This window comes from Candidatus Flexifilum breve, from assembly GCF_016713355.1.
Map to the genome: position 1 here is coordinate 1271606 of NZ_JADJPI010000035.1, position 12131 is coordinate 1283736.

General features: G+C 61.1%; 10 protein-coding genes. 3 read left to right on the plus strand and 7 right to left on the minus strand.

The genetic code is table 11. The features are described from left to right. Positions 1 to 51: 51 nt before the first annotated feature. Positions 52 to 1650, minus strand: a complete 1599-nt coding sequence (locus IPK17_RS28440) for a serine hydrolase domain-containing protein (protein ID WP_343421076.1) — start codon at positions 1648 to 1650, stop codon at positions 52 to 54. A 209-nt stretch (positions 1651 to 1859) separates the two neighbouring features. On the opposite strand from IPK17_RS28440, the gene IPK17_RS28445 reads away from it, so the two are divergent. The 3 genes from IPK17_RS28445 to IPK17_RS28455 are packed head-to-tail and all read left to right on the plus strand — an operon-like array spanning position 1860 to position 5581. Next, a complete protein-coding gene (locus IPK17_RS28445) occupies positions 1860 to 2660 on the plus strand; it encodes a GNAT family N-acetyltransferase (protein ID WP_343421077.1) in 801 nt (266 codons plus the stop codon). Beyond that, positions 2657 to 4117 (plus strand): M81 family metallopeptidase, encoded by a 1461-nt coding sequence (locus IPK17_RS28450; RefSeq protein ID WP_343421078.1) that lies wholly within the window; start codon positions 2657 to 2659, stop codon positions 4115 to 4117. The genes IPK17_RS28445 and IPK17_RS28450 overlap by 4 nt, the downstream gene beginning before the upstream one ends. A gap of 3 nt (positions 4118 to 4120) precedes the next feature. Next, a complete protein-coding gene (locus IPK17_RS28455; RefSeq protein ID WP_343421079.1) occupies positions 4121 to 5581 on the plus strand; it encodes a serine hydrolase in 1461 nt (486 codons plus the stop codon). A gap of 113 nt (positions 5582 to 5694) precedes the next feature. On the opposite strand, the gene IPK17_RS28460 is transcribed toward IPK17_RS28455, so the two are convergent. From IPK17_RS28460 to IPK17_RS28485, 6 genes are all read right to left on the minus strand, one after another. After that, entirely contained in the window at positions 5695 to 6429 is a 735-nt protein-coding gene (locus IPK17_RS28460) for an ABC transporter permease (protein ID WP_343421080.1), read from the minus strand. After that, the gene (locus IPK17_RS28465; RefSeq protein ID WP_343421081.1) at positions 6347 to 6604 is read right to left on the minus strand and encodes a hypothetical protein; all 258 of its coding nucleotides are present in this window, start codon (positions 6602 to 6604) and stop codon (positions 6347 to 6349) included. Before IPK17_RS28465 ends, IPK17_RS28460 begins: the two co-directional genes overlap by 83 nt. Positions 6605 to 6617: 13 nt before the next feature. Beyond that, complete coding sequence (locus IPK17_RS28470; protein WP_343421082.1) at positions 6618 to 7541, minus strand: ABC transporter permease; 924 nt, start codon at positions 7539 to 7541, stop codon at positions 6618 to 6620. A 62-nt stretch (positions 7542 to 7603) separates the two neighbouring features. Next, the gene (locus tag IPK17_RS28475; protein WP_343421083.1) at positions 7604 to 9196 is read right to left on the minus strand and encodes an ABC transporter substrate-binding protein; all 1593 of its coding nucleotides are present in this window, start codon (positions 9194 to 9196) and stop codon (positions 7604 to 7606) included. Between the two features lie 112 nt (positions 9197 to 9308). Further along, positions 9309 to 10220: a serine hydrolase gene (locus IPK17_RS28480; RefSeq protein WP_343421084.1), complete on the minus strand. Its 912-nt coding sequence runs from the start codon at positions 10218 to 10220 to the stop codon at positions 9309 to 9311. 137 nt (positions 10221 to 10357) lie between these two features. After that, a complete protein-coding gene (locus tag IPK17_RS28485; protein ID WP_343421085.1) occupies positions 10358 to 12097 on the minus strand; it encodes a serine hydrolase in 1740 nt (579 codons plus the stop codon). Positions 12098 to 12131 lie beyond the last annotated feature (34 nt).

The window sequence follows — 12131 nt, forward strand, 5'->3', positions numbered from 1 at the left end:
TAAGCAAGCTTGACGACTTCGATTACGACTGAGGCCAGCGCCTGAGCCGTCTTAGGATGTGACTTTCGTGAAGCGCACGGCCACGCCGATCGAGACTGCGCCGGGCGTGAATGTGAGCAAGCCGACCGGGAACACAAAGCGGTTCGCGTCGACCGGTCGGGCCGGCATTTCCACCCCGCCGAACAGGGGCGAGCTGACCAGCATCTGGTCGCCTTCCATGCGGATGATCAGCTTGGTGAGCGGGCTGTCGTACGTTCCGACAAAGTCCGTCCACTGCGTTGGGTCGGGCTGGAAGGTCGGGTCAATCGGCAGGCGATCCAGCGTGACGGAATGCCCCGGCACCACGACCACACTCACCGCCTCGGCAGGCGCATCACCGCTCTGCGTGAAGCTGACGGCCATGTGCGTGCCATCCGGCACCTGCGCGAGGTACAAATCCGGACGCGCGGCGTGCAGCGGCAGGGGCTGTCCCTGCCAGACGAGCGAGAGCGTGTCCCCGTCGCGGGTAATGTCCGCCGCGCCCGAGTTCGCGCCGACATACGTCCCCACGTAGTGATCCCAGCGCGTGCGATCCGGTTCGATCACCGGGACAGGTTCGGGTTCGGGCAGGTCGAGCAGCGCGTCGAGGATGTAGTAGAGGATCTTCTCCTCCTGCTTGCCCCACAGCGCCGCATTATTGGCCAGCATGATGACCGCCGTGCCCGTCTCCGGCACAAAGTCGAAGCCGCTGGCGAAACTGCTGATGCGCCCGCCATGCCCCACAACGCGCACGCCCCGGTAGTTATGCGACGAAAGCGTCAGGCCGTAGCCGTCATCGGTCAGCGACGGGAATTTAGCGTGCGGCGCGTGCATCTCCGCGACCCGTTCCGGCGCGAGCACCTGTCGATCCCCAAACTTGCCGCCGCTCAGGTGCATGATGGCGAAGTTCGCCAAGTCCAGCACCGTCGACATGGCGAAGCCGGACGGGTAATGCATGGTGTTGTCCGCGTAATGATGATCGACGGACAGGTTGCCCTGCGCATCCATGTTGTGCGACTGTGCCAACGGATAGGTCATGGCGATGGTCGGGTCGAAGGTGGTGCGCTTCATCTCCAGCGGATCGAAGACTAGTTCCTGCATCAACTGGGTGTAGGTCTTGCCGCTCACCAGCTCGGCGATGTAGCCCGCGAGGTTGATGCCGGGGTTGCTGTACGACCACATTTTGCCAACCGGAGCGATCAGCGGGTAAGTCGCAATGTCTTTGTAGACGCTTTCGCGCAGGCCAGCGGCTTCGCGCGACCCGTAGTGTTCGGCGGCGGTCGGCAGCGCGGCGGTGTGTGTGAGCAGTTTGCGCAGCGTCACCTGACTGATCGCGCCGGGAACGCTCAACTGCAAATCGGGCAGCACCTCGTCAATCGGCGTATCGAGTTCGAGCTGCCCCGCCGCGACCATGCTCATAATCGCCGTGGAGGTCAGCGGCTTGGTCGTCGAGCCGATGCGGAAGATCGTGCCCGGTGTGACCGGGATGCCGCCCTCTTCGATGCTCGTCACGCCAAAGCCGCGCGCGTAAATCAACTGGCGCTCATGGACGATGGCCAGCGCTACCCCGGGGACTTTCGCGCTTTCCATCGCCGCGGCGACCAGCGCTTCCAGTTCGATCAAATTCAGCATGACAGCCTCGTCAAAAACCAGCGCCACTAAGTCGAAAAAATCGGCCTCGTTGCAGGCCAGAACGCCGGACAGTCTAACATAGAAGCAATGTTTTGTGCAAACAACTTCGAAACTTGCACAAAGATGGTCTAGTGCTTATAGTAATGCACCATCGAGATTAGCAAAGGACCGCCATCCAGCGCGGCAGCAACCTGTCTGTGGAAGAGCGTATGATCGAAATTCATGTCTTGCATACGATTCCTGAGTTGGAAGCGGCAGTTGATTTGGAACTCGCCGTATGGGGACTCAATCCGCGCCACGCCGTCCCCTCGGCGCTGATGCACGTGCTCGCGCTACGCGGCGGGCTGGTGCTCGGCGCGTACGACGACACGCGCATGGTCGGCATGCTCTTATCGCTGCCCGGGCAGGATGGCGCGGAGTGGCTGCTCTGGTCACACATGACCGGCGTGCACCCGGCGTATCAGGGGCGCGGCATTGGTCTGGCGCTCAAGCGCTACCAGCGTGACTGGGCCCTCGAACATGGCTACCGCAAAATCGGCTGGACGGTCGATCCGCTGCAGCGCGGCAACGCGCATTTCAACTTTCACCTGCTCGGGCAGGACGCCGCCCTGACCGCCTGCACCTACCACGTCGACTTCTACGGCGAGATGGACGACGACATCAACCGGGGCATCCCGTCGGATCGCATCGAGGCCATGTGGCATATCGATCAGCCGTGTTTGCACACCCTGATCCCCGCCGACGCACCGCCACTGCTCAGCATTGCCGCTGATCTACGCCCGGTGCCGACCAGCGCCGCCCCGGATTGGCAAGCGCCTGCCTACACCGTCGCCCTACCCCGCAGCTTGGACGCCATCCGCAAAACGGTGCCGGACGGCGTGCTCCTGTGGCGTCTGGCCGTGCGGGAGGCGCTGCAAGCGCCCTTAGCGCACGGCTACCGGATCGCCGATTTCATTTCGACTTCCAGCCTGAATGCTTATGTCTTGACCCGCCCAGGAGATGCCGTATGAAACTGTTCACCGCCAGCCTGTCCACCGAAACGAATACCTTTTCGCCCATTCCGACCGGACTCAAAAGCTTCGCCATCACCCGCAAGGGCGATTACAGCACCTACCCGCCGTTCGCCGATTCCCCGGTCGCCTTCTGGAAAAAGATGGCCGCCGAGCGCGGCTGGCAAACCGTCGAAAGCGTCATCGCGGCGGCAGAACCCGCCGGGCGCACGCTCAAACACGTGTACGAGCAGTACCGCGATGAGATTCTCGCCGATTTACAGGCTGCCCTGCCCGTCGACCTCGTGCTGCTCGACCTGCACGGCGCCATGGTCGCCGACGGCTACGACGACTGCGAAGGCGATTTGATCGACGGCGTGCGCCGCATTGTGGGGTCGAACGTGCCGATTGGCGTGGAACTGGATCTGCACTGCCACATCACGCCGCTGATGGTGGAACAGGCGACGGTCATCATCGCCTACAAAGAGTATCCGCATACCGATGTGTTTGACCGCGCGGTCGAACTGTTCAACATCACGGCGGATGCCGCCGCGGGCAAGGTCAAGCCGACGATGGCGACCTTCGACTGCCGCATGATCAGCCTGTACTACCCGACGCAGGAACCCGCCAAGAGCTTTGTCGAACGCATGAAGCAGCTTGAAAAAGAGCCGGGCGTGCTGAGTGTGTCGCTCGGTCACGGCTTCCCGTGGGGCGATGTCGCCGAAGTCGGCACCAAGACGCTGGTCGTCACCGACAATGACCCCGACAAAGCGCAAGCGCTCGCCACTGAACTCGGGCGCGACTTCTATGCCATGCGCGACCGCGTAACACCCAAATTTCATACGATTGACAGCGGCCTCGACGCGGCGCTCGCCGTCACCGGATCGCCCGTGGTGATCGCCGACGTGTCGGATAACCCCGGCGGCGGCGCGCCCGGCGACTCGACGTTTATTCTCCAGCGCATGCTCGAACGCGGCATCACCAATGCGGCGGTCGGCTGCATCTATGACCCGATTGCCGTGGCGCTGGCATTTGAAGCGGGCGTCGGCGCGCACTTTGAACTGCGCCTCGGCGGCAAAATGGGGCGCATGTCGGGTCAGGCACTCGATCTCATGGTCACAGTGACGGCGCTCAAGCCGCAAGCCATTCAGCACTTCGGCACACCACCCAACGAGATGACCATGCCGCTCGGTGACAGCGTCGCCGTGCACACGGCGGGCATCGACATCGTCCTGTACTCGAACCGCACGCAGACCTTCAGCCCGGAAGTCTTCACGAATGTCGGCATCGACCCGGCTTCACGGCGCATCCTCGTCGTCAAATCGACGCAGCACTTCTACGCGCGTTTCGCCCCGATCGCGTCACAGGTCATTTATGTGAGCGCCCCGGGGACAACCGCGCCGGATTTCAAATCGATCCCGTACGAGATTGCCAGCAAAGACCGCTATCCGATGATCGACAATCCGTTGGGAGTGTAAGACATGGTCAGCATCGAACAAGCCCGGGAACAGCTCGCCAGTATCGACGCGTGGGTACAATCCGAAATTGATGCCGGGCACACCCCGGCGGCAGCGGTCGGCATCATCGTGAATGGTGAAGTGGTCTTCAAAGGCGGCTTCGGTCTGCGTGACCGCGAGCGCGGTCTGCCCGTCGATTCGGATACCGTGTTCGCTATTGGCTCCTGCTCCAAAGCATTCACGGCGTTGGGCATCGGGCTGCTGGTCGATGACGGCAAAACGACATGGGACACGCGCATCCGCGATGTGATCCCCGAATTTCGCCTGTACGACCCCATCGCGACCGAACTGAGCACCTTCCGCGACCTGCTGTCACACCGCACGGGGCTACCGCGCCACGACGCGATGTGGTACGGCTCCACCGACACCCGCGAAGGCATGATCGCGCGGCTGCGTCATCACACACCGACGGCAACTTTCCGCGAACGCTTCCAGTATCAAAACCTGATGTTCATGACGGCGGGGTATGCGGCGGGTAAAATCGCCGGGATGTCGTGGGAAGACCTCACGCAAACCCGCATCCTCGACCCGCTGGGCATGAAGCGCAGCACCTTCACCGTCAGCCACATGGAGGCTGACGCGAACGCTGCCCGCCCGTACAGCTACCGCAACGGCGGCTTTGAGCTGGTTCCCTACCGCAACCTCGACGCGCTGGCTCCGGCGGGCGCGATCAACTCCAACATCGACGACCTGATCCCGTGGCTGCGCCTCAATATGCAGGGCGATGAGACGATCATCAAAGACGCGACCCGGCGGGAATTGGTCCAACCGCACACCGTCATCCCTGATTCACCGATGTTCCCGTGGTACGGCAGTTCGGAGATCACGCATACCACCTACGCGCTTGGTTGGGCAGCTTCGACGTATCGTGGTCACACGATGATCCGGCACAACGGCGGCATTGACGGCTTCAATTCGTCGATTGCCTTCCTGCCGCATCAGGGCATCGGCGTGATCGTGCTGTGCAACACGCAGGAACGCGAACCCGCGGGCGTGACCATGTTCGGCATTGTGGATCGTCTGCTCGGGCTCGAACCGCTTCCGTGGTGGGATCGCTTTGAACAGGTCGCCGAGATGGGGCGCAAACAGCTTGCCGAGCATAAGCAAAAGCTGATCACGGAACGCCATGCCGACGCCAAGATCTCGCATCCGCTGGCCGACTACGCCGGGACGTATCATCACGCCGGTTACGGAGACATGGTGATCACGCTGGACGGTGACAAGCTCGGCGCGGTCTACGGCGGGCTGACGCTGCACCTCACGCCGCATCACTACGATCATTTCATGGTCGAGGTCGACAACGAGCCAGATCTGTTCTTTGTAAGCAGCTTCTTCAGCGACGAATGGGGCAATATTCAGCGCTTCACCTGCCAGCTCGAACCGGCGCTCGAAGCGACGGAATTCATGCGTGTCGTTGAGAAATAAGCGTAATTTATCTACAACAGACGATAAAGTAGGGGCGCACCTGTGTGTGCGCCCCAGACGAGCAGACACACATCGGTCGCCCCTCCCTGAATTCGGAGGCGTGGGGCTAGTCGCTACTTATTGACCAGATTCGGGTCAAGCGCGTCGCGGACGGCGTCGCCGACGATGTTGAGCGCCAGCACCACCACCGTAATCACCAGACCGGGGAACAGGGAAATCCACCATGCATTGCGCATGTAGCTGCGTCCGCCCGCGAGCAGCGCGCCCCATTCCGGGGTCGGCGGGCGCACCCCCAAGCCAAGAAAGCTCAGACTCGCCCCCGTGACAATCGCGCCGGAGAAACTGAGCGTTGCGACCACAATCAATGAGCCGAGGATGTTCGGGAAGATGTGCTGCGTCATGATGCGCAGCGGCGACGCCCCAACGCTGTGCGCGGCGATCACGTATTCCGCATTCTGGAGCGAGAGCGTCACCCCACGGGTGAGGCGGGCATAAGTCGGCAGGGAAAAAACCGCAATCGCGACAATCACATTGGTCACGCTGGAACCGAGCAGCCCCACAAGCCAGATCACGAGGATGAGACCGGGAAAGGCGAGGATCAAGTCCATGAAACGCATGATCACATTATCGACCTTGCCGCCTGCAAACCCGGAGAGCAGCCCGAGCGGCACGCCGATCACCACCGCGAGCAACACCGACATGAAGCCGATTTGCAGCGAAATCTGCCCGCCGTAGAGCACGCGGGTGAGGATATCGCGTCCCAGTTCATCCGTGCCCATCGGATTCAGCGCGGACGGCGGCAGCAGGCGATTCGGCGCATCCCGCCCCACCGGATCGCTGGTGGTCAAGCAGGGGCGCGGCGGCGCACACCACCACAATCAAGGCGATCACGGCCACGGCCACCAGCGCGAAGCGGTTGCGCAGGAAATGGCGCACCGATTTGGCGTACGGGTTTTCACGCCGCCGCGGTCGACGCGGTTGGAGCGCGGCAATGCCGGGAGCCGAAGCGGTTTGGTCTTCCATCACAGTCACCGATCTAGTTGAAGCGAATGCGCGGATCGATATACGTGTAGATCACGTCGACGAGCAAATTGACGAACACAAACGCGACCGCCACCAATAGCACTGTCCCCTGAATCATCGGATAGTCACGGTCGAGGATAGCCTGAATCGACAGGCGACCAACCCCCGGCAGCCCAAAGATGCTCTCCGTGATGACCGCCCCGCCGAGTAAGCTGCCCATCGACAAGCCGACGACCGTAATCACCGGGATAAGCGTGTTGCGCAGCGCATGCACGAACACGACGCGTCGTTCGACCAGCCCTTTGGAGCGCGCGGTCTGCACATAAGGTGCGGAGAGCGCTTCCAGCATGTTGGCGCGCGTCAGCCGGGCGATGAACGCTGCCTCGCCAATCGAGAGTGTAGTCACAGGCAGCACGAAATGTTCCCACGTCTCCGCGCCCTGCACCGGGAGCAAGCGCCACGCGACCGCGAACAACAGGATCAACATCGTGCCAAGCCAGAAGGTCGGAATCGAGTAGAAGAACACTACGAAGACAATGCTGACTTTGTCGATCCATGTGCCGTGTTTGACCGCGGTCAGCACGCCAACGCCGAGGCCAATCGCCGTGCCGATCCCGACGCTCAGGAACGTGAGCAGCAGCGTGAAGGGGAACGCTTTGAGGATGACGCCGAAGACGGGTTCGCCAAACTTGACCGAGCGTCCGAGGTCGCCTTGCACAGCGCGGACCATGAACAGCGCTAACTGCTCCAGAATCGGACGATCGAGGCCGAGGTTTTCGCGAATCTGCGCGATCAGCTCCGGTGAGGCGCGGTCGCCCGCGAGGACCACCGCCGGGTCGCCGGGCAGCGCGACGCGCAGCATGATGAAGACCACGGCCATGATCGTGAACACTAAGCCGATGGCGATCAACGTACGCCGCAGCAAATATTGATACATAGGCTGTCGTCCTCAAGCGGATGGACAGGAGCGACATTCGCCCCTGCCCATCCACGCATGCATCACCCGCCGAAGTGGGCGTTCCAGTACAGGAAGCTGAGATCCGGGTTGATCACCCAGTTTTGCAGTTCATTGCGGACGCCCGTCAGCGACGGCGGCGCGACGAGGAAGATCCACGGTTGCTGGTCCATGACGAACTGGCCGACGGCGGTCACCTTCTCATACCGCAGCGTCTGATCGAGTTCGGAGTCAGCGGCTTGCAGGAGCGCCGTCAGTTCGTCGTTCACAAACCACGTGCGGTTGCTGCCACCACGGCGATCCGGGTCGAAGAAGTAGGTCAGGATGCTCGGGTCCGAGTAGCCGTAACCGAGCAGGAACAGATCGTGCGTGCCCGTCGTCGTCAGGTCGATGAGCGCGCTGCGTTCCATCGTCTGAATTTCGACCGGGATGCCGACCGCGCGCCATTCGGCATCGATCACCTGCGCGATGCGCATGTATTCGTCCGAGCTGCTCACGGCCAGCGGTACCGACCACGCGGTGCCTTCCGGCGTTTCGCGCAGGCCATCACCGGTCACGTCGACATAGCCCAGTTCATCGAGCATGGCGCTGGCGCGTTCGGGATCGTACTGAATGGCATTGGCATCCAGCTCGGGATTGTGGCCCCAAATCGACGGCGGCAGCGGCTGACCGACCGAAATGGCGAGGCCATCATAGGCCAGCGCGTTGACTTCGTCGCGGTCGGTCGCATACGCAAACGCGCGGCGCAGTTCGACATTGTCCCACGGCGCCTTCGACGTGTTGAAACCGACATAGCGCAGTTCCTGCAGTTGGGCGACATCCAGCGTGATGTCCGGGTTGGCTTCAACGTCCGGCAGATTTTGCGTCGGCACGCCCGCAACCGTCACTTCGCCCGTTTCCAGCGCGGAGATGATCGTCTGGTCTTCGTCGAGGAACAGGATTTGCAGTTCGTCAGCCGGGACCGGGCCGGGGTTGTCATAGAGTTCCGGCGGCGCATAGTTGAAGTCGGGGTTGCGTTCGAACAGCACGTAGTTGTTGGTGTTCAGTTCCTTGAGCATGAACGGGCCAGCCCCCACGGGCGCCGTGCCGAAGTTTTCCGGGCCAAGCGCTTCGTAGGCCGTCGGCGACACGATTTCCAAGCCCGAGAGCACGTAGAACAGCGGCGCGAACGAGCTCGCCAGCGTCAGCTTGAGCGTGTATTCGTCGAGGACTTCGGTCGACAGCAGCAAACCGATCAGGTCAGCACCCTGCGACGCGCCTGTATCCGGGTTGGCGTATTTGTCGAGGTTGTACTTGATCGCTTCGGCGTTGACCGGTGTACCGTCGGTGAACATCGCGGTTTCGATCAGGTTAATGGTGAGCGACAGGCCGTCATCGCCAATTTCCCACGTATCCGCGAGGAAACCGACATAGTTCATGGTTTCGTCACGCGCAAACAGCGTGGAATAGAGGGCATAGTGCGGCCACGAGTGCCACGAGGTCACAAACGGATCCAGCGAGACGTTCGATGCGCCGTCCGCTACGACGATGCGCCCGCCCTGCGGCAGGTCTTGCGCCGTAGTGGCAAATACGCCCGACAATAGGATGACCACTACCAAACTCAAAAGTACTCGGGTGGTGCTCTTGCGTAAAGTCATTCTAGTTACCTTTCGTAAGCTCAAAGATGGTTGTCAGACGGTGCAAAACGGCCTGCGTTCTGATCCGTGTGCCTCCTTTCACTCTGGCCGCGCTGGAACCTGGCGCGGCGGCTCAACCGCGGTAGTGGTCGTAGGTGATCCGACCGATTTTGCCGAGCGCCGATTCGACCTCGAACAGGCGCTGATTCCGCGCTTCTGGCTGCTGGAAGTACTTCTCTTCATCCCAAACAGCGAAGGCGGTGATGGCGACATGGTTATCCGGCGCAACCGTGATCACGCCGCTGTCATTGCAGAATGGGCCAATCGTCCCGGTTTTATGCGCAAAGGGCACACCCGACGGCAAAAAGCGCGGCAGTCGTTGGTTGTACTGCTGCGTGTGCATGATGCGAATCAGTTCGTCGCGCACAGCGTCCGGCACAATTTCACCTGTGTACAGCATGACGTTCAGGCGCGTCATCGAATTGGCCGAACTGACATTGTTTGCGCCCGTGCGCAGGAAGGCGACGCCGTCGCGCAGAATATCATTGGCGTCCGACCATGCCCGAATCTCTTCGATGGGGCGCTCCGCCAGATCCGCGGGCCACAACGACTTGAGCAAATCCTTGCAATTGAGTTTGAAAAAAATATCGGTCAAACCGAGCGCGTGCATGGCATTTTCGACCACCTGCGCCCCGCCGACCAGATCCACGGTCATATCGGTCGCGGTGTTGTCGCTAATGATGATCATCAGCGTGATCAGGTCACGGCGCGTCGGCTGGAGCCCCGCGTCGAAGAACGGCAGAATGCCGCTGCCCGCGCTTTTATCTTCGGTGCGCAGCGGCACGCGCTCATCCAGATTAAAGCGCCCCTGCGCGATCTGCTGTCCCACCGTCGCCAGAATCGGGATCTTGAAGACACTCGCCATCGGGTACAGGCCGCTCCCGTCGATCTCGACCTGTTCGCCGGTTTCGATCTGCGTAATGGCAATCCCCGCCTCAATGCGACACTCGTCTAAAACGGCCTGCAGTTTCTGTTTGAGCGACACAGTTTCCCCCAACGGCATTCAATACCAGTTATACACTTCCACACAGCGCACCGTTTCGTGCAAAGTAACCGGATTTTGCACAGATACTAGCACATATTCAGCTTAACCCGTGCGCACAAGCACGGGTCATTTCTGTTTTACGCCGACTCGGCGGCGCGCTTCTTGCCGCTGAACGTACCGTTCGGCTGGCTGATCTTCACGTCGGTGACGACGCCATCGGCGATCACAAATTCGAGGCTGAAACCGGGCAGTCCTTTGAGGTTGAACGTCGTGCCCTGATACGGTTCCAGCACGACATCGCCCTGCCCCGGCACCGACGCCAGCAGTATATCTTCCCCGCGCAGACTGACGCTGATCGTCATGCCCATCACTTCGTATTCGCCGACAAACTGCTCTAGGAACGTCTTATTCTTGAGGCTGGCATCAGCCATGCGGCTGAACATGGCTGGCGCGACCTGCGGTTCGATCTGCACCGATAGCTTGTCCACGTTCCCCTTCAAATCGAGATGGAACTGGAACTTGAACGTGGCGTCGACGCCTTCTGGCCCGCCTTCGAAGATGTCGTAGTGGTAGTGCGTGAGCGGCATCTTGAGGCGGTTGTAGGTCGCGCTCAGTTGGCCCTCCGCCTCGGTGATGCTCACCACACCGTAGCCGGGGTGTTGAAAGTCGCCTGCGTAATCGACCAGCGAATGTGAGGGCTGCGTGTCCGGCTTGCGGTCGCTGGCACTCTGATCTTTAGCCTTGGCGGCCTCACCCTTCATCTTGTCGACGAAGCTCTTCAGCTTGCCGTGCCAGTCGTTTTTTTCCAAGCCCAGCACATGCTCGTAGATGTAGAAGCTGGTCGCCATCGTCAGGAAATTGGTGTTCAGGTTGGTCAGCGTGACCACGCCGACATTGCGCCCCGGCATGAACGACACGAGCGCCGAGAAGCCGTCAATGTTGCCGCCGTGCTGGAGCATGGTCTCGCCGTGGAAGGTGTGGATGAACCAGCCCAACCCATAGCTGACCAGATCGCTGCCGTACATCTCATTCCACAACGGATCCGTGATCACCATCTGCGGCGTGTGCATCTGACGCATGCTGCTCTCAGACATGACCTGCTTGTCGCCGAGCTTGCCCTTGCCCAAATGCAGTTTGACCCACTGCGCCATTTCGCGCGCGCTGGCATTGATCGAACCCGCCGGGCCAATCGTGGTGATGTCGCGGAAATCAATTCCACGCAGTTCGTTTTCCCGTTCCGCATGTGGCCGCGCGAAGTCAGCGGCTTGCTGCGACTCGGTGACCGAGAACTGAGCCGTCTGCATGCCGAGCGGTTCAAACAGCCGTGTCCGCACAACCTCTTCCCATGTGGTCCCGTTGGCCTTGCCCGCCAGATAGCCCGCCGTCAGATACATCAGGTTCTGGTATTGCCAGACGGCGCGGAAATCGTGGGTCGGTTCGAGATACTGCAGGCGTTCGAGCAGTTGATCGCGGGTGGCCGTCGAGTTGTACCACATCAGGTCATGGCGCGGCAGGCCGGAACGATGGCACAGCAGATCACGCGGCGTCATCCGCGCCGAGGCGAAATCATCTTTGAGTTTGAAGCTGGGCAGGTACTCGCGCACGGGCTTATCCCATTCGAGCTTGCCTTCGTCGACCAGCGCGGCGACTGACGCGGCGGTGAACGCCTTGCTCGATGAACCAATCGCGAAGATCGTATCGGCGGTCACGGGCTGGCCGGTTTCAATATCGCGCACGCCGTAGCCCGCCGCATGAATGACCTCGCCATCTTTGACGACCGCGATCCCCATGCCCGGGACTTTCCATTCGGCCATCTTACCCGGGAGCCAGCCTGCCAGCGCCTCAGCCAGTGTGCTCTGCGCGTCCTGATGATCCATGAAATAAATCTCCTATCTCAATGCACTGCGAAGT